The sequence below is a fragment of the Streptomyces sp. MAR4 CNX-425 genome, from assembly GCF_048656465.1.
In the GTDB taxonomy this organism is placed as follows: domain Bacteria; phylum Actinomycetota; class Actinomycetes; order Streptomycetales; family Streptomycetaceae; genus Streptomyces.
Genome location: NZ_JBMDLF010000014.1, coordinates 1 through 24,323, shown reverse-complemented (window position 1 = coordinate 24,323; position 24,323 = coordinate 1). Strand labels below are relative to the sequence as shown.

Here is a 24,323-nt window from a genome sequence, read left to right as displayed (position 1 = left end):
TGGTCATCAGGCTCCCCTAGCGGTGTCCGGGTTCTGCGGTGCGGTGCTGAGCGCCCGGGTGACGAGGTCGTCGACGTCCATGGCGGCGATGCGCTCCAGGTTGCGGGCGGACTCCTCGGTCAGGGGCGCCGGGGCGTCCGCCCCCGCGTCCTCGGCGGCGTCGTCCGGGAAGAGGAGGGAGTGGAGGTGCGCCGCGAGCACCGCGGGCGTCGGGTAGTCGAAGACCAGCGTGACCGGCAGCCGGGTACCGGTGTCCGCCCGGAGCCGGTTGCGGAGCTCCACCGCCAGCATCGAGTCGAAGCCGGCCTCCTTGAACGCCTGGTCCGTTTCGATCTCCTGGGCCCCGGGCCTGCCGAGTACGCTCGCGACCTGCTCGCGCACCAGGTCGAGCAGCGCCTCGCGCTGGTCGGCCGGATCGAGCGCGGCCAGCCTCCGGGTCAGCGAGTCACCCGTGGCCTCGCCCTGCCGTGCCGACCGCCGCGGCGGCCGTACGAGACCACGCAGCAGCGGCGAGAACCGGCCCGAGGCCGCCTGGGTGCGCAGCGCCGGGAAGTCGAGCCTGGCCGGCATCAGCACCCGGGATCCGGAGCGCATGCCGGCGTCGAGCAGGGCCATCCCCTCCTCGGTGCTCAGCGCCACCGCGCCGCGGCGCGACAGCCGGCCGCGGTCCCTGGCGCCCAGGTGCGTGGTCAGCCCCGACGCCTCCGCCCACAGGCCCCAGGCCAGGGAGACCCCGGGCAGCCCCTGGGCGCTCCGCAGGTGCGCGAGACCGTCGAGGAAGCCGTTGGCCGCCGCGTAGTTGGCCTGGCCGGGGCTGCCGAGCAGCCCGGCCGCCGAGGAGAACAGGACGAACGCCGCCAGGTCCGTGTCCCTGGTCAGCTCGTGCAGCCACCAGGCCGCGTCGGCCTTGGACCGCAGCACGGCGTCGAACCGCTCCGGCGTCAGGTCCGCGAGCATCCCGTCGTCGAGGGTGCCGGCCGTGTGCACCACCGCCGTCAGCGGATGGGCGGCGGGGATATCGGCGAGGAGCCGGGCCAGTGCCGTACGGTCCGACGCGTCGCACGCGGCGATCGTCGGCCGGGCGCCCAGCGCGGTCAGCTCACTCCGTAGCTCGTCGGCCCCTTCGGCGTCGGGCCCGCTGCGGCTGGTCAGTACCAGGTTCCGGACACCGTGGACGGTGACGAGGTGCCGGGCCGTCAGCCGCCCCAGGGTGCCGGTGCCGCCGGTGATCAGTACGGTGCCCTCGGGATCGAGCCGTCGCCCCGGCCCGGACGCCGGGGGGTCGGAGGCCCGTACCAGCCGGGGGGCCGCGGCCTTTCCGGCGCGTATCGCCAGCTGCGGTTCGCCGAGCTCGGGCAGGCGCAGCAGCCGGGAGCGATCGACCGGGCCGGCGGCGTCGACCACGACGAGCTTCCCGGGAAGCTCCGCCTGCGCGGTGCGGAGCAGGCCCCACAGGGCGGAGGCGACCGGATCGAGGGCCTCGCCGCCGTCGGCCGCCACCGCGCCCCGGGTCACCACGACGAGTCGCGCGTCGTCGGACTCCGCTCGTGCGTCCCACTCCTGAAGTGCTTTCAGCAGCCGGGAGGTTTCCGCGCGGACCCGGTCGGTGACCGTGCCGTCGGCCGCCGTCTCGGCGGTCGTGTCGACGACCTCTACCGCGTGGACCGGATCGCCGGACGGGTCCGGGAGCGCGACGGGCACCCAGTCGACGGCGTAGAGCGAGTCGCCCACCGGGCTTGCGGTCAGCTGCTCGGCCGCGACCGGCCGGAAGGTGAGCGAACCGACGGACGCCACCGGCGCTCCGGTCGGGTCGGCGAGGTCGAGCGAGACCGCGTCGGGGGCGCTGCGCACGAGGCGCACGCGGAGGGAGACGGCGCCGGCGGCGTGCAGCACGACCCTGTTCCACGCGAAGGGCAGCATCAGCGTGCCGCCGCTGTCCGCGCCGACGGAGCTCGGGTGGAGCGCGGCGTCGAGCAGCGCCGGGTGCAGGCCGAACAGATCCGCGTCCGGGTGGAGCCCGTCGGGCAGGTCGACCTCGGCGTAGGTCTCGTCCCCGCGCGTCCACACCTTGCGCAGACCCTGGAACGCCGGGCCGTATCCGTAGCCGTCGCCGGACCTGCGCTCGTAGAAGTCGTCGAGCGGGACCGGTACGGCGCCGTCCGGGGGCCAGACCTCCAGCGGGGCACCTCGCGGGGGCGCGGTGGCGCCGAGGACGCCGGTGGCGTGACGCCTCCAGGGGCCCGCGCTCCCGTCGGGTTCGACGGCGGCCGAGAACACGCCGACCGGGCGGCGGTCCGACGTGTCGGGATCGTCGACCACGACCCGGATGCGCAGCGCCCCGTGCGCCGGGATCGGCATCGGCGATTCGATGACCAGTTCTTCGAGTACGTTCGCACCCACTTCGTCCCCGGCCCGTACCACGAATTCAACGAGACCGCTTCCGGGAACCAGCGGAACTCCGGAAACCGCGTGATCGGCCAGCCAGGGGTGCGACCGGAGGGAAATCTGACCGGTGGCTATGAGGCCGCCTGTTTCCGGTACGTCGATGACCGAGCCGAGCAGCGGATGATGCGCGGTTTCGATTCCCGCGGAGATGACGTCGGCCGTTCCGTTCCGCTTGGCTTCGAGCCAGTAGTTGGTGTGTTGGAAGGGGTAGGTGGGGGTGTGGGGTGGTGGGGGTGGGGTGGTGTGGGGGTGTGGGGAGGGTGTGGGTGGTGGTGTGGGTGTGGAGTTTTGCTGTGGTGGTGAGTATTTGGTGGGGGTGTCGTGGTGGCGGCGGAGGGTTTCGGTGGTGTGGGTGGGTGGTTGGTGTGCGTCGAGGGTTTCTTGGAGGGTGAGGGTGAGGACGGGGTGGGGGCTGGTTTCGATGAAGGTGTGGTGGTGGTGTTTTTGGATGAGGGTGTTGATGGATTGGTGGAATTGGACGGGGTGGCGGAGGTTTTGGTACCAGTATTCGTGGGTGAGGGTGGTGGTGTCGTGGATGTAGCGGTTGTGGAGTGTGCTGTAGAAGGGGTGTGTGCTTGGTGGGGGTGATGTTTTTGAGGAGTTTCGCGAGGTGGGTTTGTATTTTTTCGACGTGGTGGGTGTGTGAGGCGTAGTCGACGGGGATGGTGCGGTGGGTGATGTGGTGGGTGGTGCAGTGGTGTTGGAGTTCTTGGAGGGCGTGGGGGTCTCCGGCGACGACGGTGAAGGTGGGTCCGTTGGTGGCGGCGATGTTGATGTGGGGGTGCCAGGGTTTGATGAGGGTGGTGGTGTCGTGGGGGGTTTGGTTGAGGGAGAGCATGCCGCCGTGGCCGGCGAGGTGTTCGGCGATGGCTTGGGAGCGGAGGGTGACGATGCGGGCGGCGTCGTCGAGGGTGAGGGCGCCGGCGGTGTGGGCGGCGGCGATTTCGCCTTGGGAGTGGCCGATGTGGGTGTCGGCGTGGATGTTTTGGGTGGTGTGGAGGTGGGCGAGGGCGGTCATGAGGGCGAAGGTGGCGGGTTGGAGGACGTCGGCGCGTTCGAGGGTGGGGGCGTGGGGGTGTTGGTTGAGGACGTCGATGAGGTTCCAGTCGGTGTAGGGGGCGAGGGCGTCGGCGGTGTGGTGGAGGTGTTCGGCGAAGGCGGGGCTGGTGGTGAGGAGTTGTGCGCCCATGCCGGTCCATTGGCTGCCCTGGCCGGGGAAGACGAGGGCTGTTTTGCCGTTGGTGGTGGCGTGGCCGGTGATGAGGTCGGGGTGGGGGGTGTGCCGGGTCAGGGCGGTGAGGGCTTCGCGGGCGCCGGTGGGGTCGGTGGCCAGGACGACGGCCCGGTGGGGGTGGTGCGTGCGCCGGGTGAGGGTGCCGGCGAGCCCGGCCAGGTCCAGATCCGGATGCCGGTCCACATGCTCGACCAGACCCCGGGCAGTGGCCGCCAGAGCCGCCGGTGACCTCGCCGACAGGGGCAGGAGGACCGGAGCCGCCGCCTCGGGTGCGAACAGCGGCGTGGCGTCGGACTGCTCCTCACCGCTGGACGCGGGGAGTTCGCCGGGGGGTTCTTCGAGGATGAGGTGGGCGTTGGTGCCGGAGACGCCGAAGGAGGAGACGGCGGCCCGTTTCGGCCGGTCCCGCTTGGGCCATGGCTGTGCCTGGGTGAGGAGTTCGACGGTGCCGTCGCTCCAGTCGACCTGGGGGGTGGGTTCGTCGAGGTGAAGGGTTTGGGGCAGACGGCCGTGCCGCAGGGCTTCGACCATCTTGATCACGGCTGCGACGCCGGCGGCTGCCTGGGTGTGTCCGATGTTGGACTTCAGTGAACCCAGGTAGAGGGGTTCTTTGTCGGTGCGGTGCCGGCCGTAGGTGTTGATGACGGCCTGGGCCTCGATGGGGTCGCCCAGTGTGGTGCCGGTGCCGTGTCCTTCCACCGCGTCGATGTCTGCGGGGGCGAGGCGTGCGTTGTTCAGTGCCTGCTGGATGACCCGTTGCTGGGAGGGGCCGTTGGGTGCGGTCAGTCCGTTGGAGGCGCCGTCCTGGTTGACGGCGCTGCCGCGGATGACGGCGTGGATGTGGTGGCCGTGGCGTCGGGCGTCGGACAGGCGCTCAAGGAGGACGAGTCCGGCGCCTTCGGACCAGCCGGTGCCGTCCGCGGCGGCGGCGTAGGGTTTGCAGCGTCCGTCCGGGGCCAGCCCGCGCTGCCGTGAGAACTCGATGAACGTCGCCGGCGTCGCCATCACCGCCACCCCGCCGGCCAGCGCCATCGAGCACTCCCCGGACCGTAACGCCTGCACCGCGAGATGCACCGCCACCAACGACGACGAACACGCGGTCTCGACCGTGACCGACGGTCCCTCGAAGCCGTACGTGTACGAAATGCGGCCGGTCGTGGCGCTGCCGGAGTTTCCGATGCCCAGGAAGCCTTCGACCTCCTCGGGCACGCGCTCGATCTCCGGCGCGTAGTCGTGGTACATCACCCCGGCGTAGACGCCGACGTCGCTGCCCTTGAGGGACTCCGGGGCCATCCCGGCCCGTTCGAGGGTCTCCCACGACACTTCCAGCAGCAGCCGCTGCTGCGGATTCATGCCGAGGGCTTCCCGCGGGGATATCTCGAAGAACTCCGCGTCGAATCCGCCGGCATCATGCAGGAAGCCACCCTCCCGCGTGTAGGATGTTCCCGAGTGATCCGGATCCGGGTCGTACAGGGCGTCCAGATCCCACCCGCGGTCCGACGGAAAGCCCGTAATGCCGTCCCGGCCCTCGTCCACCAGCCGCCACAACGCGTCCGGAGAATCCACGCCACCGGGCAGCCGGCACCCCATCCCCACAATCGCAACCGGCTCGGATGACTTTGCTTCCATATCGCTCAGCCTGCTGTTTGCCTGCCGCAGATCAGTAAGTGCACGCTTGAGGTAGTCACGCAGCTTGTCGTCACCGGACATACGGGAATCCTTTCGAGTCCTCCTGCTGTCTCAGTGTGGCTTCGCCGCTGCGCATCACCACCCCTGAGTGCCCCCCTAAGACCTCCCTTACTTCCGAATCATGATGTGCGTTTCACGGTGCCGCGCAGGAGAACCTGAGAGCGCCGAACGACATCGTGGCCAGTCAACCGAAGGAGCGACGATGGGACATCGCATGCGCACCGCCATCCAGTACGAACTCGGCGGTCCGGAGGTAATCCGGATCGTCGAAGCGGACCGGCCGGAGCCGCGGGCCGGCGAGGTGCTGGTCCACGTCCGGGCGGCCTCCGTCAACTTCGGTGAGACCAAGGTCCGTTCCGGTGTCGCCGAGGTCGGCCCGCCGCCGTTCACGCTCGGCTCCGACCTGTCGGGGGTCGTGGAGCAGGTGGGCGCCGGCGTCGGTGACTTCGCCCCCGGCGACCAGGTGTACGGCGTGTTCCTCATCGGCACCTACGCCGACTACGTCGCCGTACCCGCCGTCAACCTGGCCCGAAAGCCCGCCGGCATCGATCACGTACAGGCCGCGGCCCTGCCCGTGGCCGCGCTCACCGCGCTGCGGGCGGCCGAGACGGCCGGGGACCTCCGGGGCCGGCGCATCCTGATCCACGCCGCCGCGGGCGGCGTCGGTCACCTCGCGGTGCAGCTCGCCAAGCTGCGGGGCGCCCATGTCCTGGCCACGGCCCGCGCCGACAAGCACGACTTCCTGCGGGGGCTCGGCGTGGACGAGCCGATCGACTACACCACCCACGACTTCACGCAGGTGGCCCGCGATGTCGACGTGGTCTTCGACCTGGTCGGCGGCGACTACGGCAAGCGGTCTCTGGAGTCGCTCCGTCCCGGCGGCCTGCTGCTCGGGGCCACTCTCCACCCCGGAGTCACCGAACAGGACGCCCGGGATCGCGGCCGCCGCTACACGTGGGTGTCGCTCGGAACCGAGGGCCGGGAGCTGGACAGAATCTCGGCGCTGGTGAGTGCCGGGCACGTGCGGCCGCACATCGAGCGCACCTTCCCCTTGACAGAACTGGTACAGGCGCACGAATTGGTTGAGACCGGCCGGGTGACCGGCAAGGTGGTCATCACGCTCTGACCGCCGCCGACCGTATGAATTCTTCCGCAGCGGACCCGCCTGGCCTGCGTGGGTACATAGATGTTCCGGTGAAACAAGAATGTTCCTTCTTGTGCAACTCCCGGGCTTCCAGCACCTTGGTACGGTCCCTGAAGTCTCAAGAACCGCTTCGTGGCACGCGGCAGAAATGCCATCCCCGAAGTAGTATCCCGCGGAGGTTTACCCATGTCATCGGCAGCTGCAACAGCTCCGCCGAAGAGTCCCTGGGCGGCACTTATCGTGCTGTGCACCGGATTCTTGATGATCATCCTTGATCAAACGATCGTTAATGTGGCGCTGCCGTCGATTCAGAGCGACCTCGGCTTCTCCTCGACCGACCTCGCATGGGTCGTCAACGCCTATCTGATCGCCTTCGGCGGCTTCCTGCTGCTCGCCGGACGCCTGGGTGACCTCCTCGGACGCAAGAACGTCTTCATCACCGGCGTGGGCGTCTTCACCGCCGCCTCGGTGTTGTGCGGCGCGGCCAACTCCCAGGAGATGCTCATCGCCGCCCGGTTCGTTCAGGGCATGGGCGGTGCCATCTCCTCCTCCGTCATCCTCGGCATGGTGGTGACGCTCTTCAAGGAACCGGCGGGCCAGGCCAGGGCCATCGGCGTCTACAGCTTCGTCGGCGCGGGCGGCGCCGCCGCCGGCCTGCTGGCGGGCGGTCTGCTCACCGAGTGGATCAACTGGCACTGGATCTTCTACGTCAACGTACCGATCGGCATCCTCATCGCCTTCTTCGGCGTGAAGGTGCTGGATCGGGAGACCGGCATCGGCCTCGACAAGGGAGCCGACGTCCTCGGCGCCGTCCTGGTCACCGGCACCCTGATGTTGGGCGTGTACACGATTCTCAAGATCGAGCAGTACGGCTGGGGTTCGGCGCACACGCTGGGCTTCGGCGCGCTCTCCCTGGCCCTCCTCGGCGCGTTCATCTGGCGTCAGGCCACGGCGAAGACCCCGATCCTCTCGCTCAAGATCTTCAGGGTGCCCAACCTGGCGGGCGCCAACCTGGTGCTCGCGCTCATGCTGGCCGGCATGTTCGCCCACCTCTTCCTCGGCGCGCTCTACCTCCAGCGGGTCCTGGGGTTCGAGCCGATCAGCATCGGCCTGGCGTTCCTGCCGGTCGCCGGCACCATCGGCATCCTCTCCATGACCGTGTCGCCGCGCCTGAACATGAAGTTCGGGATGAAGGCCGTACTGCTGCCGAGCCTGCTGTTTATCGCCGCGGGCCTCGCTCTCCTCGGCCAGGCCCCGGCCGACGGCCAGTACGCGGTCGACGTCCTGCCCGCGCTGCTGCTCCTCGGCACCGGTGGCGGTCTCGCCTTCCCGGCCCTGGTCGGCATGGCCATGTCCGGCGCCAAGCCGGAGGACTCCGGCCTCGCGTCGGGCATCAACAACACCACCCAGCAGGTCGGCGGCGCGGTCGGTCTGGCCATCCTGGCCACGTTGTCGGCGTCCCGCATCGAGAGCGCGACCGACGAGGGCGACACCCTCCCCGAGGCGCTGACCGCGGGCTACAACCTGGCCTTCACCGTCGCCGCGGGCATCGTCCTGCTCGGTTTCGTCATCGCCATCATCGTTCTTCGCAGCCCGGGCGGTGCACCGGCCGCGGAGCCGGAGACCGCGGACGAGGTCAAGGACGTCGCCGCCACGGAGGACGGCGTAAAGCCCTGAGACCACCACCCCCGGCGGAGCCCGGCAGTCGAGACTGCCGGGCTTCTTCTCCTGGGGTCTTTGGCCCGGAGAGCCGGACGGCCACTCCGGGAGAGCCACGAACCGCAAGGAGCGATCAGCCACATCCGGCCCTCCCGGGCCACCCGACAACTTACGGAGGAACGATGCTCAGCAGACGGACCATTCTCCGTGGCGGCAGCGCCGTCGCTCTGGCATCCGCCACCGTGGGGCTTCCCTCGTCGCCGGTCTTCGGGTCGGGAACGGACTGGGAGAGACTCCGCGGCATGATTCAGGGAGATGTCGTCCTTCCCGGCGACAACGCCTATGAATTCTCCAAGCAGGGGATTCTCCAGGAGTTCGACTCGGTTCACCCGCAGGGAATCGTCTACTGCGAGACTCCGCAGGACGTCAGCACCGCCATCAGGTTCGCCCGGGACAACGGCATCGCGACACGCACCCGCAGCGGCGGCCACAACCTCGCCGGCTGGTCGACCAGCGAGGGCATGGTCCTCGACGTGGGACGGATCGACCACGTCTCGCCCCGCTTCGGCACCATACGCATGGGCCCCGGCGCGCAGGCCATCGACGTCCTGACCGCCCTCTCGCCGCTCGACCAGCAGGTGATCACCGGCACCTGCGCCACCGTCTGCGCCGGCGGTTTCCTCTCCGGCGGCGGAATAGGGCTGCAGACCCGCAAGTTCGGCATCGGCAGCGACCGCGTCGTCTCGGCGGGACTCGTCCTGTCCGACGGGCGGTACGTACGCGCCTGCGAATCCCGCCACCCGGACCTCTACTGGGCGATACGCGGCGGCGGCGGCAACAACTTCGGCGTCGTCGTCGACTTCGAGGTACGTCCGATATCCGCGCCGACCATGGTCTACTTCGACACCACGTGGCCGTACGACAAGGTCCAGGACCTCCTCACCACGTGGCAGGAATGGACGTACACCGGCTCCGACGCCCTCGGCTCCGTCCTGACCGTCTTCCTGCCCGACGGCGCCGAGGGCACGGTCCCGATCGTACGGATCATGGGCGGGTATCTGGGCCCGGCGTCCGAAGTCGACGGCGCCCTCGACGAGTTGGCCGCCCAGGCCGGGGTCGCTCCGACCACCCGGACCGTCACCGAAGGAACGTACGCCGAGTCGATGAAGGCCATCTACGGCTGCGCGGAACTCACCGTCCAGGAGTGCCACCGCACCGGGACGAACCCCGACGCCAAGCTCCCGCGCCAGGCCTACATGCGCGAGCTGACCCGGCTGCTGGACCGCCCCACCGGCGCCATCGCGGCGGCCGACCTGCTCACCGCCTTCGAAGCCGACCGCAGGCCGGGCCAGGCCAGGAACCTCTACATCCAGGCCCTCGGCGGCGTCGCCAACCAGGTGCCCCGCACAGAGACCGGCTACGTGCACCGCAACGCCGAGTTCTTCGTCGCCATGGCCACGCTGCTCAACGACCCGACCCCGACGGAGGAGGAAGCCCACGCGGCCGAGGTCTGGCCGAACCGTGGATTCGGCGTCGTCGACCCGGTCTCGACCGGCGAGACGTACCTCAACTTCCCCAACCCCGAGCGCTCCGACTGGCGGCAGGCATACTACGCCGAGAACTACCCCCGTCTCCTCGACGTGAAGAAGAGGTACGACGCCCCGGACTTCTTCCGCCACCCGCAGAGCATCGGCAGCTGACGCCGGGCGGCGCCTCGGCGGTGGGGGAGCGCGTGGCAGCCGGGATTCCCCGCATGGTCTCCACGGGGCCCCGGATCTCGGCCCGCGACGCGTCTCCCCAGGGACGATCGTTGACCTCCCCGAACCGCAATATGAAGATCATGTCCCCTGAACACCAGGCGATGAGGGGACCAGGTTGGCTGCCGAGCACAAGCCCAGACCCGTACTGTCGGCGACGATCGCCGGCGTACTCCTGCTCGTCGGCCTCGCACTCGCCGCCCTTCTGCTGCCCGGCGAGTTGGAGAAGCGGCGGGCCTACGATTCGGCCCCCAGCTGTCCCACCGCGGAGCCCGCACCGGGCTGCCGATCACAGACACCGGTCACGCTCACCGACAAGGAACGCCGGAAGGGCAAGGGCCGTCCCCACTACATGCTGTTGTCCCGCGACGGCCGGTCGTCGCAGTGGGTGCGGATGGGCGGAGGGAGTCACCCGGTCTTCGACACCGCCCAGCCCGGCGACACGGTCACCGCCACCTACTGGGACGGCCGGATAGTCGAGGTCGCTTTTCAAGGCCGGCGGGAGATCTCCGCACAGGAACCGGGCCGTCGCTTCGCCGGATTTCTCTTCCTGACCTCGCTCCTGTTTGTTGCCGGCGGCTTCGCCGCTGTCGCCGCCGCCCGGCACTCCACGGGCAGAACGCTGCTGAAACCGGACACCAAACCCCTGGCGGCGATGGGCATCGGCGCGAGCGCGCTGGTCGGCGGCCTCGTCGTCACCGCCCTTGCCACCGGCGCCCTGAACGCCCTCCTCACCGGTTGAAGACGCTCGGGTCTCCGAATTCACCGAGCGCGTGCGCACAGGAAGACAGCGCGTCTCTGCCGCCCGTATCCGGGCGGCAGAGACATCGGGCGCCGGCAGGTCAGGAGATGCCGTTGGCCCACTGCTTGAATGCCGCCCTGGTCCCGGTTCCGGCGATACCGTCGATCCGGCCCTCGTAGAAGCCGTTGCTGGCCAGCATGCGCTGCAGCCCCTTGATCGTCCCCGGGCCGACGATGCCGTCGATCCGGCCGCCGTACTTCCAGTGCTTCTTGAAGAGGCGCTGGAACGCCTTCCAGCTGCCGGTGCCGAGGTATCCGTCGATCCGGCCGTTGTAGTTCCAGTGCTTCGCCAGGAAGCGCTGAGCGTTTCGGGCCTGGTCCCGGCTGAGGCCGAGGTTCTTCACGGCGAGCGGTGCGACCTGGGAGTCCGCCACCTGCTGCGCGGGGGAGGGAGCGGCCACGGCCGTGCCCGCCGTGGCCAGACCACCCGCCGCGATCCCGACGGCCGTGGTGGCGCCGATGAGCGCCTTCGTAAGAGCTCGCATGAGGTTCCCCTTCAGCTGTGCGATGCAGGAGCCGGCCGGTCCTGGCGCGACTCCCTCACGAGCCTGGTGCCTGAGCGGGTCACCGGCCACGACTGGCTCAAAGGTGACCTCGTTCCGGGACGTCCCACCCCCTGACCTGCGGGGGAGCCGGGTGACTGGCGCAACGGCGGGACGATTGCCGGCCAGGTAGGCTGACACGGAAGGCTCGGGGGCGCTGTTCCGCTGAGGGACGCGAGCGGGGGGAAGATGTCGCGCTGGAAAGAGCTACCGGCTGAACTGCACCCGCATGTCCGCCGGTTGATCGTGCAGCTGCGGGTGCTGAAGGACCACCACGAACTGAGTACCCGCCAACTCGCGGCGAAGACCGGTTACAGCGCGAGATCGTGGCAGCGCTACCTGACGGGGAGGTCGCTGCCGCCCCGGGCGGCAGTCGAGGCGGTAGCCCGTTTTGGTGCGGGGGATCCGCACCGGTTGCTCGCCCTGTACGAGGTCGCCGCCCCGTTCTGGACGCACGGAGGCGCTGCCGTCACCGGCGGCACCGAGCGCCCCGCTCCGGCGGAGACCCGCCCCGGCGTGGCGCCCGGCCCGTACAGCCGCTCCCTGCGGGTCGTCATCACCTCAGGAGCGATCGCGCTGGCGCTGGCAACCTCGGCCGTCCTCGTTCTTGCGATGCAGCTCGCGGACGCCCGCGCGCAGCTCGCCCGCAACCGCACACAGCCCGCGGCCGCGACTCCGGCAACGGTCACGGAGTCCCTGGTGCCGGTCGCGTATACCTGCCGACCGGAGCGGATCGGCAACCGCTGGTACGCGGGCCTGAGCCGGACCTCGGACATGATCCTGGCGTACACCCACGTCGGTCCCGACGTGGCCGAGGCGCAGTGCCTGTTGCGGCGGGCGGGCATCCCGCCGGGAGACATCGACGGCGTCTTCGGGCCGAGGACGCAGCGTGCCGTGGAGCGCATCCAGAAGCGGGAGAGCCTGGTCGTGGACGGTGTCGTGGGCCCGCACACCTGGGCGGCACTGCGGGAGGCGCCCGAGTGAGTCCGGAACACGCCCCGTTGGTCGAGGCGATGCGGGAGCTGAAGGAGCGCACGGGTGTGAGCCTGGCGGCGCTGGCGGAGCGGACCGCCTACAGCAAGAGTTCGTGGGAGCGCTATCTCAACGGCAAGAGCCTGCCTCCCCGGCAGGCGGTGCGGGACATCTGCTCGGTCGCGGGGGAACCGGCCGGGCGCCTGCTGGGCCTGTGGGAGATAGCCGAGGCGCACTGGCGCGGACGTACGGCGGTCGGTCCGCCCGGCGCCGGCGAGCGGACGCCGTCACCGCCGGAGCCCTCTCCCCCACGGCCGTGGGGGAGAGGGGGGCGGGTCATGCTGGCGCTGGCCGCGGCCTGGACACTCGTCGCCGTCGGCACCACGGCGCTCGTGCTCCTCCCGTTGCCGGTATTCGGTGCGGCGGAGGACGACCCGGCGCTCGCCTCCGCTCCGTCCCCCGTCCCGGGATGCCGCGGAGCCGACTGCGAGGGGCGGGACCCGATGCGCCTGATCTGCGGCGTCGGCCCCGAAACGCTCAGCGTGCACAGCACCGCCACCGGCGCCCACGTCGAACTGCGCCACAGCGAGAAGTGCGGTGCGAGCTGGGCCCGTGCCTGGGGGACGGAGATCGGCGACCGGCTGGAGATGAGGGTGGGAGGACCGGCCCACGGCGTGCGCGTCAGAACCAGGGACGACACGGAAACCTACATCTACACCGACATGGCCGCGGCCCGCCCCGGCAGCACCGTTCGGGCGTGCTTCCGCCCCGCAGGGCACGGGGCCCGCGAGTGCGTCGAGGCCCGCGTGGGCGGTCCGGCTTCCCCGGCCGGGTGACCCGCCCGGGCACCCCGGTCGGTGAGCAGCACCCGGTGCTCCTCACCGGCCGGGCTCGAACCTGCTCTCCCGCCTGCCTGAAACCGGTTCGCCACCATCTGTCGTCTTTGCATGCACGCGTGGGTAGCGATGAGCGTTGTCCGGGCACCGATAGGGCTGTGTGGCAGGGGACTTCGGAGGTCGGGAGCAGTGGGGAATCGTCCGACGGACTGGCACGTACTCGACCTCGATGAGGACCCGACGCCGGGGGATCCGGACCGGGTCAAGCAACTCGCCCGTGAGCTGCACGACTTCGCCGACGACGTCGCGGACGCGCTGCGGCAGATCAAGGGCATGGCCGGTGAGGACGCCCTCCTGCGGTGGGCTGGGAAGACGGCGAAGGCGTTCCAGGACGAGTTCGACGAGGTCCCCAAGAACCTGAAGAAGCTTCAGCGCTCCTACGACCTCGCCGGCGACGCGCTGGCCGCGTACTGGCCGAAGCTGGAACGCGCCCAGTCCCTCGCCGACAAGGCGCTCGCCAAGGGCCGGGAGGCCCGCAACGACCTGACCGCCGCCAACGGGCGTCTGGACTCGGCGAACTCCTGGGTCGAGCGGGCGACGGAGAAGACGGAGAAGTACGACGAGGCGGAGGGCAAGGAGAAGCCCGACGACTCCGAGGTGCGGGCCGCGACCCGCAACGCCACCGACGCCAAGTCGGCCCAGTCCAGCGCCCAGACGGCCGTCGACAACGCCCAGGGCGGCCTCGAAGCGGCCAAGAAGATGGCCGCGGACGCGAAGAAGATGCGTGAGGACGCCGCGTCCGAGGCCAAGGACAAGCTGGAGGACGCCTCCGACGCGGGGATCCAGAACCGCAAGTGGTGGGAGAACGCGGTCGACTGGGTCAAGGACAACTGGGACACCATCGTCTCCGTGTGCAAGGTGATCGTCGCCGTCCTCGGCATCGTCGTCCTGATCATCGGCGGGCCGCTGGCCTGGGTGGTGCTGGCCGCCGCCCTCGTCGTCCTCGCCGACACCCTCTACAAGTACATGAACGGCCAAGCCTCCCTCTGGGACGTCGCCCTCGCCGCCCTCGACTGCATCCCCGGCATGAAGGGCCTCACCTCCCTCGGCAGGCTCGCCGGCGGCCTCAAAGCCCTCGCCAAGGGGGGCCTCAAGGGCATGGCCGCCGCGGTCCGCGGCCTCGGGACCAAGGGCCTCAACAAGCTCCGCGGCGCCGCCAACAGCCTGCGCAGCGGCATGGACAACCTCGTCGCCAAGGGCAAGGCGGCCGTGGGCCGGTGCCCCGGCGGTGACCCGGTGGACATGGTCTCCGGCGAGATGATCATGATCGAGACCGACGTCCGCCTGCCCGGACTGCTCGCGCTGACGTGCACGCGGACGCATCTGTCCACGTACCGCTACGGCCGTTGGTTCGGTGCGTCGTGGGCCTCCACCTTCGACCAGCGGCTGGAGATCGACGCGGACGGCGCCGCCCTCGCCACCGAGGACGGCATGCTGCTGGCGTACCCCGTTCCCCGGCCCGGCGTGCCCGTGCTGCCGCAGGAGGGGCCGGCCTGGCCGCTCGTCTGGGACGGCACGGCCGGTGGCGAGATCCGGGTCACCGATCCGGCCAGTGGTCTGACACGGCACTTCGCCACCGGCGGCGCGCAGGACGACGGCGGCCCGCTCGTGCTGCCCGTACGCGCCGTCTCCGACCGCAACGGGCAGCGGATCGACTTCGACTACGCGGCGGACGGCCTGCCGGAGGCGATCCGGCACAGCGGTGGCTACCACGTGGACGTCCGCACGGACGAGGAGGGCAACATCACCGCCCTCGCCCTGCGGGAGGGGGAGGACAGCACCGTCCTCGTGTCGTACGGATACGACCCCGAAGGCAACCTCGCCGAGGTCGTCAACTCCTCGGGAGAACCGTTCCGCTACACCTACGACGACCACAGCCGCGTCACCGCCTGGATCGACCGCAACGGAAGCTGGTACGAGTTCGCGTACGACACCGAGGACCGCTGCGTGCGCGGGAGCGGCCCCGGCGGCTTCCTCGACTGCACCATCGCCTACGACGCCACGGCCCGGACCACCGCGTACACCGACTCCCTCGGCCACACCACGGTCCACCACCACAACGAGCTGCTCCAGCGCACCTCCGTCACCGACCCGCTCGGCAACACCGACCACTGGACCTACGACGAGCGCAACCGTCTCCGCTCCCACACCGACGCCCTCGGCCACACCACCCGCTACGAGTACGACGAGGCCGGCAACCTCACCGCCGTCGTCTCCCCGGACGAGACCCGCGCCACCGCCGAGTTCAACGACATCCACCTGCCTCTCGTCCTCCACGGCGCCGACGGCACCCGCTGGAGCTACACCTACGACGAGCGCGGCAACCGCACCTCGGTCACCGACCCCCTCGGCGCGACGACCACCTTCGCGTACGACAACGCCGGCGGCCTCACCGCCCTCACGGACCCCCTCGGCGTCACCACCCGCGTCGAGTGCGACCCCCGCGGGCTGCCGGTGCGCACCGTCGACCAGCACGGCGCCGCCATCGAGCGCCGCCGCGACGCCTTCGGCCGGATCGCCGCCACCGTCGACGCCCTCGGCCATGCAACGCACGTCACCTGGACCACGGAGGGCAAGCCCGTCACCCGCACCCACCCGGACGGCACGGCCGAGACCTGGCACTGGGACGCCGAGGGCAACCTCGTCGCCCACACCGACCCCACCGGCGCCACGACGCGCTTCGAGTACACGCACTTCGACCTGCTCGCCGCCCAGACGGGCGCGGACGGAGCGCGCCGGCTCTTCGCCTACGACACCGAGCTGCGCCTCACCACCGTCACCGACGCCCGCGGCGCCACCTGGACCTACGACTTCGACGCCGCCGGCCGGCTCGTCGCCGAGTCCGACTTCAACGACCGCGTCCTGCGCTACGCCCGCGACGCCGCCGGCGGGCTGAGCGCGCGCACCAACGGCGCCGGGCAGACGACGACGTACCGGCGTGACTCCCGCGGCCGGATCGTGGAGAAGCTCAGCGGCGCCGCGGCCACCACGTACGCGTACGGGAGCGACGGCCGCCTGGTCCGCGCGCAGAACGCCGACGCCGTCCTGGAGGTCGAGAGGGACGGCGCCGGGCGGCTGCTGCGCGAGACCGTCAACGGGCGCACCACCGGCTACGCGTACGACGAACTGGGCCGGCGGCGCCGGCGCAGCACGCCCTCCGGGGCGGTCAGCGAGTGGGACTACGCGGACAACGGCCTGCCGGTGCGGCTGGTCGCCGACGGACACGAGGTCACGTTCGCGTACGACGGGATCGGCCGCGAGACGGAGCGGGTCTTCGGCGACAAGCTCCGCATCGGCCAGCGGTGGGACGACAGCCACCGGCTCACCGGCCGCGAGCTGACGGCCCCCGGCGAGTCCGCGGCGCACGACCCGCTCGCGAAGTTCCGCACCGTGGGCCGCACCGACTACCGCTACGACCCCGCCGGCCGGCTCGTCGGACTGGACGACCTGCACGCCGGCTCCCGCACCCTCGAACTGGACGCCGAGGGACGGATCACGGCGGTACGCGCCGAAGGCTGGAGCGAGCACTACGCCTACGACGCCGCGGGCAACGTGTCGTCCGCGGCGGCGGGCACGACGGCCGGGGCGGGCGCCGCCGGCCCCGCCACGGCCGCGGAGCCGGAGGCGTACACGTACACGGGCAACCGCCTCCGGCACGCCGGCAGGTCCCGCTACGACTACGACGACCAGGGGCGCTGCACGAGCATCACCCGCCGCACGCTCTCCGGTACCCGCCGCACCTGGCGGTTCACCTGGGACGCGGACGACCAGCTCACCGAGGTCGTCACCCCCGGCGGCAGCCGGTGGCGCTACCGCTACGACCCCATGGGCCGCCGGCTCGCCAAGGAACTCCTCGGCGCCGACGGGAGCGTGGCCCGGCGCGTGGACTTCGCCTGGGACGGCGACCGTCTCGCGGAACAGTCGACGCTCACCGACGACGGCGGCAGCCACTCCGTCACCTGGGACTACGAACCGGGCAGCCACCGGCCCGTGGCCCAGAGCGAACGCCGCTCGCTGCGCGACGCGCCGCAGGAGGAGATCGACCGGCGCTTCTACGCCATCGCCACCGACCTCGTCGGCGCGCCCACCGACCTGATCACCCCGGAAGGCGAGGTCGTCTGGCGCCACCGCGCCACGGTGTGGGGCGGTCCGGCCGGCCCGCACCCCGCCGCCCCCGCCGCCTGCCCCCTGCGCTTCCCCGGCCAGTACGCGGACCAGGAGAGCGGTCTCCACTACAACCGCCACCGCTACTACGACCCGCGCAGCACCCGGTTCCTCACCCCCGACCCCCTCGGCCTCGCCGCCGCACCGGACAACTACGCGTACGCGCCGAACCCGCTGACCTGGTCCGACCCGCTGGGTCTGCAGATGTGCCCGCAGTTCCTGCGGATCGACTGGCTGACGGACAAGCTGCTGAAGCGGGTCTCGTACCAGTACCAGCGGTTCGTCACGCACACCGACTACGAACAGGTCTTCAAGCTGCAGAACGGCCGCCAGGTGCACGTGGACGGCGGGCCGACCGCCGACAACTTCCTCGTCGAGGCGAAGTGGACAGGCAACGAGAACCAGTGGTCGTCGTCCCAGTACAACCCGGAGCACCGCCACTACAACCAGGACCGCATCATCGACCAGGCGGAGCGCCTGGTGACCCTCAACGACGAACTCGGCGCCAACGGCGTCCGCTACGCCACCTCCAGCCCGCAGGGCGCCGACCACCTGCGCGAACTGTTCTCCGACAGCTCGGTCAGCCAGTCGGTGGCGGACGCCATGAGTGATGGCAGACTGCAGGTGTTCCACGTACCGGCGAACGGGATGATCAGCACATGAACGAACTCATCGCTCTCGTCCAGCGCCTGGCCTCCGCGCCGCAGCTCACGGGCGAGCTGCTGGCGGCGGCGCTTGAGGAGGAAGGCTGGTCCGTGCCGCGCGCGAGGCCGGGCGCGCCCTTTCAGCGGGTCTGGCAGAAGGACGGTCTGACAGCGGGCATCCAGGGCGATCCGCCCGGAATCCATCTCGCGGTGACGCTGTGGCTGCGGGAAGTGGACGAGGACGACGAGGGCTTCGAGGCCCTCGAAGCCCTGTACGAGGAGGCGGAGGCGGAGTCGCGCCGGCTGGCGGCGGAGGTGGAGCAGGGGCCGCTCGGCGGCCGGCTGGCACCGGCGGAGGGGGATCAGACCGGCGGGCTCGACTACCTCCACCACAGCGCCTGGCGGCTGGGGGACCGTACTCTCCTCATCGGCGCCATCCAGCAGGACAGCGACCTCCCGGTGCTCGTCGAGGCGATCGTCGGCTGAGCGGCACCCACCGCTGGACGGCAGAATCGGCCGTATGGCCGACCTGATCATCGCCGCCCGCGGCGGCGCCGCGAGCCCGCACCAGGGGCCGGCCGCGTGGACGTGGCCCGCCCCGGCCAGGTCGACGCCGGCACCCGGCCGGGGACGACGACAGAGGAGTCGGCCGAGATCAAGCGGCCACGCAAGGCAAACGCGGAGCTGAAGCGGGTGAACAAGATCCTCAAGGCGGTGTCGGCTTTCTTCGCGGCCGAGCCCGACCGGTCACACGCACGTTCGTGAGCTTCATCGACGAGCACCCAGGGATCCCAGGCGAGGTCGCCGGCCAGTGACGGGGCGGCGTACAGGGATGGGCCGAGGGCGAACATCCGGAGCGGACCGAACAGGTCGTTCGTCCGGCCGCCGAGCAGCAGGGAGTCGCCGAAGGGGACAGCGTAGCCGCTGATCACCCACTGCAGGCTGTGGGAGGAGAAGCCGGGGGCGGAACCGACCTCGGGGAGGACCAGTTGGGCGAAGGCCGGGGAGGGGCAGCGTCCAGCCGGTATGGCGACGGGCGGTGGTCATCCTTCTTGGTTCCCTTTGCAGATGTCCTGGTGTTGTGCAGGAGCCGGGTCAGCCCAGGACGGGATAGTTGGTGCGGAAGATGCCGCGGGGGTCGCGCTCGCGCTTCAGGGCGCGCAGCCGGCTCAGCGCCGCCGGGGTGAAGGCGTTCGCGGCCCGCTCACCGGGGGCCAGGAAGGTGTAGGGCTTGCGGCCGCTGGTGTACGGGGTGAGGGCGGCGGCAAGGTCGCGCTGCCGCTCGTGGACGGCTGCGGCCTTCTCGGGTGTGGCCGGGATGCCGAAGGTGTAGAGCAGGTGTTGCTCGGTGAGTTCCCCGCAGGCCCCGGCGTTCGCCGGGAGGCCGGCCAGTGCTCCGCCGAGGTGGCGCAGTTGCACGCTCAGCAGCGGGTCGATCGGCTCGGCCAGCAGGGCCTCGGCGACGTCGTCCGTCAGCTCGGTCAGCAGCTCGGCGCGGGACGTGCCGGGGCCCGGGTCGGTCGGCTCGGCGGTGATGGTGCCCAGCTCGGCGACTGGCAGCGGGCCGCGGGAGTCGCTCATCCGGCCGTCGATCTTGTCGAAGCGGCGCAGCAGGGCCTCGGCCTCCCCGGCCGGGCCCAGGTAGGTGGTGTCGACGGCAACCATGGCCGGGGCGCCGGGGAACTGCAGCAGGTCGTACCAGACGGTGAGCTCGTCCGGCGCGGTGGCCGTCACCTCGCGGTAGGCCTCAAGCACTGCGGGCGCTGCGGACGCCGGCCACACCATCCGCCCGCCGTACAGCTCGGGCGCCGGGTACAGGCCGAACTCGACGGCGGTGACGACGGCGAACTCGCCGCTGCCTCCGCGCAGCGCCCAGAACAACTCCGGGTCCGACTGTGCGGTCACCCGTCGCTGGACGCCGTCCGCGTCGACCACGTCGAAGGCGTGGACGCTGTTCGCCGCGAAGCCGTGTGCGCGGCTGAACCAGCTCAGCCCGCCACCCAGGGTGTAGCCGGTGACGCTGACCGCCGGTGAGCTGCCGGCGAGGCCGGTCAGCCCGTGCGGGCCGGCTGCGGTGAGGACCTCGCCCCACTTCACGCCCGCGCCCACCCGGGCCATCCGCTCCTGCGGACGGATCTCGACGCCGCTCAGTCCGCCCGTGCGCAGCAGGATTGCGCCGTCGGTGTCCCCGCTGGCTCCGTGCCCGCTGGGCTGGGCCAGCACCGCCAGCCCGGCGAGGCGGGCCTGGCGGACCACGGCCGCGACGTCGGCGGCGTCCGCCGCGTCCACCACGGCCGCCACCCGCTGGTCCACCGCGAGGTTCCACGGGCGGCGGGCAACGTCGAAGCCTTCGTCACCCTGAGTGAGAATATTGCCCTTGACGGCGGCGCGCAGATCGTTTCCTATGGTCATTGCTGTTTCCCTCTCGTCCGTCCCGCTGTCCGACGCTGCAACCTTCGGCCCGCACGTCTGGGGTCGAGCTGGGATCGAGCTGAGGTCGCGAGCTGTGGCCCGCACGGGTGCCGTACGGGATCGGTGAGGAGAGGAGTGCGAGCCGTGGCTGTGAGCCTTCGGTTCCGGCTCTTCGGGGCCGTGGAGGTCGCCGACGCCGCCGGGCGGCCGCTGGACCTGGGCACCCGAAAGCAGCGCGCCCTGATCGCGATGCTGGCGCTGGAGCCCGGCCGGGTAGTGTCCCTGGATCGGCTGATCGATGAGCTGTGGACCGGCGAGCCGCCTGCGCAGGCCACCCGCACCATGCAGGCGTACGTCGCCCACCTGCGCAAGGTGCTCGAACCGGACCGCCCGCCGCGTACCCCGCCGCGGCTGCTGCTCACCCGCGAGCCCGGCTACCTGCTCGCCGTCGCCCCCGGCCAGATCGACCTGGAGCGCTTCACCGCAGGCGCGGACGAGGGCCGCGCGGCGCTGGCGCGTAGCGATCATGCCGAGGCGGCACGGGTGTTGGGTCGGGCGCTGGAACTGTGGCGCGGGGACCCGCTGGGCGAGTTCGCCGAGGAGCGGTTCGCCCGGCCGGCGGCCGTGCGGCTGGCCGAGGTGCGGGCGGCCGCGGAGGAAGACCGGTACGAGGCCCGGCTGGCCCTCGACGAGGCGGCCGCGTGTGTGCCCGGCCTGGAGGCGCTGACGGAACTGCGGCCGTACCGCGAGCGCGGCTGGGCGCTGCTGGTGCTCGCGCTGTATCGCACCGGCCGCCAGGCCGATGCGCTCGCGGCGCTGCGCCGAGTGCGTGCCCGGCTCGATGACGACCTGGGGCTGCAGCCGGGGCCCGAGCTGCGGCAACTGGAGCAGGCGGTCTTCGACCAGGCGCCCGAGCTGCGACTCCCGGCCCTGCCGCAGCCCGCCCCCGCCCCCGCTGCACCGGCGTGGCCCGCCGACGGGCTCATCGCCCGGGACGCCGAGCTGGCGCTGGCCGACCGACGGCTGGCCGCGGCGCGGCGGAGCGGCGGCGGCGTGCTGCTGGTGTCCGGAGAGGCGGGCATCGGCAAGACCCGCTACGCCGACGAGGTGGCCGAGCGGGCCGCTGCGCGTGGCTTCACCGTCGCCCGCGGCGGCTGCGTCGACGGCACCGCACCCGCCTTCTGGCCCTGGGTCCAGGTCCTGCGCGAGGCGGCGGGCGACGCCGCCGGTGCCCTGCTGACGGACGAGGTGCCCGCGGCGGATCCGGACGCGGCGCTGTACGAGCGGTACGAGCGCGTCGTATCGGCGCTGACCGCCACCGATGAGCCGCTGCTGATCGTCCTCGACGACCTGCAGTGGGCCGACATCTCCTCGCTGCGGCTGCTGTCCCACGTCGCCGGCGCCGTCACCCGCCGGCGGGTGCTTGTTCTCGTCGCCCGTCGCCCCGAGCCCGGCGACCATCCCGGCCCGCTGCGCGACACCCTCGGCGCACTGGCCCGCCTGGAGGGCGCTTCCCGGGTGGAGCTGAAGCCGTTCACGGAGGCCGACGTGGCGTGGTACCTGCGCGCCCGCGGGGCCGAGGAAGACCTGGCACAGCCACTGCTGCGCCGCACCGGCGGCAACCCCTTCTACCTGGGCGAGGTGCTGCGGCTACAGGAGAGCGAGGCCGGCCGCGAGGCCGGCCCGCCGGCCGACGGCGCCGACGACGTGCTGGCGGACGCGCTTCCCGCCGGCGTCCGGGACGTCATCGCGCGGCGCGTCGCCCGCATGCCCGAGGAGACCGCCCGGCTGCTGCGCGCCGCCGCGGTGGCCGGCGCCGAAGCGGACGCCGACCTACTCGCCGCCGCCACCGGCCTGCCCATCGAGGAGGTGCTGAACGGCCTCGAACCGGCCGTCGTCACCGGCCTGATCGCCGAGCCGCCCAACGGCCCCGACTACCGCTTCGGCCACGCCCTCGTACGCGACGCCCTCTACGCCGGACTGCCCCGCCTGGACCGCGCCCGCCTGCACCTGCGCATCGGCGAGGCCCTGGAGCCGGTGCTGCCTGCGGCCGAAGCAGCCACCCTGGCCCAGCACTTCGCCGCGGCCGCCCGCATCGGCGGCGCGTCCCAGGCGGTGACGCACGCCTCGAAGGCAGCCCGGCAGGCCACCGCGCAGCAGGCCTATGCGGAGGCGGTGCAGTTCTGGGAGCTGGCGCTGTCCGTACTGCCGCCGGCCGAGGGAGCGGCGCGACGCGCTCGGCTGCTCACCGAGCTCGGCCAGGCCCGCCGCGCCGTCGGCGACGCCACCGGCGCCGGCCGGGGCCTGGACGCGGCCTTCGACCTCGCCCGCGAATCGGGCGACCGCCAGGCTCTGCTCGGCATCCTCACCGCCTTCGCCGCCCCGACGCTGTGGAACTGGCGCCCGTACGGCACGGTCAAGCTGCCGGTCGTCGAGGCGATCGAGGAGCTGCTCGACGGGCCGCTCGAGGACCGCGACCGGGCCGTTCTGCTCGGCGCGCTCGGCGTCGAGCTGCACTACGGACCGCGCCGCGCCGAGGGCGAACGACACGCCGCCGAGGCGGTTCGCCTGGCCCGAACCCTCGACGACCCGGTGCTGCTCGCCCGCGTCCTCGGCAATTATTTGCTCGCCAGCTTCGCCCCCGGCCGCAACGCCGTACGCCTGCGCGCCGCACAGGAGATGGCGGCACTGCCCGGCCTGCCTCGCTCCACCGAGCTGATCGCCCGCGCCTTCCTGATGGCCTGTCTGCTGCGCGCCGGGGACCTGCCCGCCTGGGAACAACAGCTTGACCACTGCCGACGGTTGCTGAAGGAGGCCCCCCGCCCCGAGCTGGAGTCGATCGTCAAGGTCGCCCAGACCGCCCGCGCCACCCTGGACGGCCGCTGGGCCGAGGCAGAGGAACTGGTCGGCGCTCACTCCACGCCGCGATTCGCCGCTACGCCCTGGGGCGCGCGCTGGCGGACCCTGGTCACCCTCTACACCTGCCGCCGCGCCCAGGGCCGGGTCGCCGAGATCATCGACGACCTCGTGGCGGCCGCCACGGAGCCGGACACGACGCCGCTGCGCCCGGTCGCCATCCTGGCCCTCGCCGAGACCGGACGTACCGACCAGGCCCGCGAGCTGATCGCCCGCTGGGGTACGGACGTCGCGGACGACTGGGCCGCCGACTTCCTGCTGCCCGTCTGGGGACTCGTCGCGGCCCGCCTCGGCATGCCGGACCCACAGCACCTCTACAACCAACTGGCCCCGCACGCCGACCAGTTCATCGTCGCCGGCGTGTCCACCGCAGCCTGGGGATCCACCCACACCGTCCTCGCCCAGCTGGCCGCCCGCCTCGGCCGCGACGACCTGGCCCGCCACCACACCCACGCGGCCGCCGAAGCCCACCGCGGGCTGGGCCCCTCTCCCGCCGCCGGGTACGAGCGCCCCTGACACCGGCGTCCGCTCCCCAGGCATCGGACGCCCCCACTTTCGAAGCGAAGCCGGCGAAGACCGCTGCCGGTTTCGGCATCAGCGAGTCCACCGCCGCACGTGCACCGGGCCTGCCGAAGACGCTGCAAAACCACGATCCTGACTTCGTCCTCCTGGACGGGACCCTCGCCGAGCGCGACCAGGTCGGCGACGGCCGGGCCGACTACTCCCAAAGCACCGGCGCCACGGCGTGAACGTCCGGATGGTCACCGAGCCCGGCGGCCGGTTGCTTCTACGTCTGCGCCTGAACCCCAGTACATTGGGCGAGACTACTCTTGCGAACCTGGGCCGGACTCGGGGGCGGGCGCATCCTCAAGGCCGCAGCCTGACAACACCATCCCCGAGCCGGCGCACGGCTCTCCATGAGAGGCTGGACGGCATGGGGGCGGCGTCGGACGATCAGGATTCTCGGGAGTTCCTGGCAGGAATCCGCATCGGCGACCTCTGCAGCGGAATTGTCGCAGAGGTCACACGGTCTCGGGGGGTGACAGTG

11 protein-coding genes and 3 pseudogenes are annotated in these 24,323 nt (G+C 71.5%); 11 read left to right on the top strand and 3 right to left on the bottom strand.

Annotation, left to right across the window (positions count from 1 at the left end; translation table 11 throughout):
- Positions 1 to 6 precede the first annotated feature (6 nt).
- Positions 7 to 5,371, bottom strand: a pseudogene (locus tag ACHZ99_RS30445) (type I polyketide synthase).
- Between the two features lie 199 nt (positions 5,372 to 5,570).
- On the opposite strand from ACHZ99_RS30445, the gene ACHZ99_RS30440 reads away from it, so the two are divergent.
- The 4 genes from ACHZ99_RS30440 to ACHZ99_RS30425 all read left to right on the top strand — a co-directional run bounded on the left by ACHZ99_RS30440 (position 5,571) and on the right by ACHZ99_RS30425 (position 10,670).
- Positions 5,571 to 6,494 carry an NADP-dependent oxidoreductase gene (locus ACHZ99_RS30440; RefSeq protein WP_420308048.1) on the top strand — a complete coding sequence of 308 codons (924 nt, stop codon included), beginning with the start codon at positions 5,571 to 5,573 and terminating at the stop codon, positions 6,492 to 6,494.
- A gap of 204 nt (positions 6,495 to 6,698) precedes the next feature.
- The gene (locus ACHZ99_RS30435; protein ID WP_420308047.1) at positions 6,699 to 8,189 is read left to right on the top strand and encodes an MFS transporter; all 1,491 of its coding nucleotides are present in this window, start codon (positions 6,699 to 6,701) and stop codon (positions 8,187 to 8,189) included.
- A gap of 284 nt (positions 8,190 to 8,473) precedes the next feature.
- The gene (locus ACHZ99_RS30430) at positions 8,474 to 9,871 is read left to right on the top strand and encodes an FAD-dependent oxidoreductase (RefSeq protein ID WP_420308046.1); all 1,398 of its coding nucleotides are present in this window, start codon (positions 8,474 to 8,476) and stop codon (positions 9,869 to 9,871) included.
- Between the two features lie 175 nt (positions 9,872 to 10,046).
- Positions 10,047 to 10,670 (top strand): hypothetical protein, encoded by a 624-nt coding sequence (locus ACHZ99_RS30425; protein WP_420308045.1) that lies wholly within the window; start codon positions 10,047 to 10,049, stop codon positions 10,668 to 10,670.
- 100 nt (positions 10,671 to 10,770) lie between these two features.
- Here ACHZ99_RS30425 and ACHZ99_RS30420 read toward each other — a convergent pair whose 3' ends face one another.
- Entirely contained in the window at positions 10,771 to 11,214 is a 444-nt protein-coding gene (locus ACHZ99_RS30420; protein ID WP_420308044.1) for a peptidoglycan-binding domain-containing protein, read from the bottom strand.
- A gap of 303 nt (positions 11,215 to 11,517) precedes the next feature.
- Here ACHZ99_RS30420 and ACHZ99_RS30415 point away from each other — a divergent pair, with 303 nt between their 5' ends.
- From ACHZ99_RS30415 to ACHZ99_RS30395, 5 genes and pseudogenes are all read left to right on the top strand, one after another.
- The gene (locus ACHZ99_RS30415) at positions 11,518 to 12,255 is read left to right on the top strand and encodes a peptidoglycan-binding protein (RefSeq protein WP_420308117.1); all 738 of its coding nucleotides are present in this window, start codon (positions 11,518 to 11,520) and stop codon (positions 12,253 to 12,255) included.
- A complete protein-coding gene (locus ACHZ99_RS30410; protein ID WP_420308043.1) occupies positions 12,252 to 13,079 on the top strand; it encodes a helix-turn-helix domain-containing protein in 828 nt (275 codons plus the stop codon). Before ACHZ99_RS30415 ends, ACHZ99_RS30410 begins: the two co-directional genes overlap by 4 nt.
- 189 nt (positions 13,080 to 13,268) lie before the next feature.
- The gene (locus ACHZ99_RS30405) at positions 13,269 to 17,966 is read left to right on the top strand and encodes an RHS repeat-associated core domain-containing protein (protein WP_420308042.1); all 4,698 of its coding nucleotides are present in this window, start codon (positions 13,269 to 13,271) and stop codon (positions 17,964 to 17,966) included.
- A complete protein-coding gene (locus ACHZ99_RS30400) occupies positions 17,963 to 18,433 on the top strand; it encodes a hypothetical protein (RefSeq protein ID WP_420308041.1) in 471 nt (156 codons plus the stop codon). The genes ACHZ99_RS30405 and ACHZ99_RS30400 overlap by 4 nt, the downstream gene beginning before the upstream one ends.
- Positions 18,434 to 18,541: 108 nt before the next feature.
- A pseudogene (locus ACHZ99_RS30395) lies at positions 18,542 to 18,735 on the top strand (IS3 family transposase); the annotation flags it as partial.
- Between the two features lie 307 nt (positions 18,736 to 19,042).
- Here the strand turns inward: ACHZ99_RS30395 and ACHZ99_RS30390 are convergent.
- The gene (locus ACHZ99_RS30390) at positions 19,043 to 20,359 is read right to left on the bottom strand and encodes an FAD-binding oxidoreductase (protein ID WP_420308040.1); all 1,317 of its coding nucleotides are present in this window, start codon (positions 20,357 to 20,359) and stop codon (positions 19,043 to 19,045) included.
- Between the two features lie 144 nt (positions 20,360 to 20,503).
- On the opposite strand from ACHZ99_RS30390, the gene ACHZ99_RS30385 reads away from it, so the two are divergent.
- Together ACHZ99_RS30385 and ACHZ99_RS30380 are read left to right on the top strand one after the other, a co-directional pair.
- Complete coding sequence (locus ACHZ99_RS30385) at positions 20,504 to 23,791, top strand: BTAD domain-containing putative transcriptional regulator (RefSeq protein ID WP_420308039.1); 3,288 nt, start codon at positions 20,504 to 20,506, stop codon at positions 23,789 to 23,791.
- A gap of 53 nt (positions 23,792 to 23,844) precedes the next feature.
- A pseudogene (locus ACHZ99_RS30380) lies at positions 23,845 to 24,125 on the top strand (IS5/IS1182 family transposase); the annotation flags it as partial.
- Positions 24,126 to 24,323: the final 198 nt, after the last annotated feature.

Bases quoted from the DNA above. Each gene is read 5' to 3' on its own strand.
- ACHZ99_RS30440 (WP_420308048.1), top strand. From the start codon at position 5,571: ATGGGACATCGCATGCGCACCGCCATCCAGTACGAACTCGGCGGTCCG.
- ACHZ99_RS30435 (WP_420308047.1), top strand. From the start codon at position 6,699: ATGTCATCGGCAGCTGCAACAGCTCCGCCGAAGAGTCCCTGGGCGGCA.
- ACHZ99_RS30430 (WP_420308046.1), top strand. From the start codon at position 8,474: ATGATTCAGGGAGATGTCGTCCTTCCCGGCGACAACGCCTATGAATTC.
- ACHZ99_RS30420 (WP_420308044.1), bottom strand. From the start codon at position 11,214: ATGCGAGCTCTTACGAAGGCGCTCATCGGCGCCACCACGGCCGTCGGG.
- ACHZ99_RS30400 (WP_420308041.1), top strand. From the start codon at position 17,963: ATGAACGAACTCATCGCTCTCGTCCAGCGCCTGGCCTCCGCGCCGCAG.
- ACHZ99_RS30390 (WP_420308040.1), bottom strand. From the start codon at position 20,359: ATGACCATAGGAAACGATCTGCGCGCCGCCGTCAAGGGCAATATTCTC.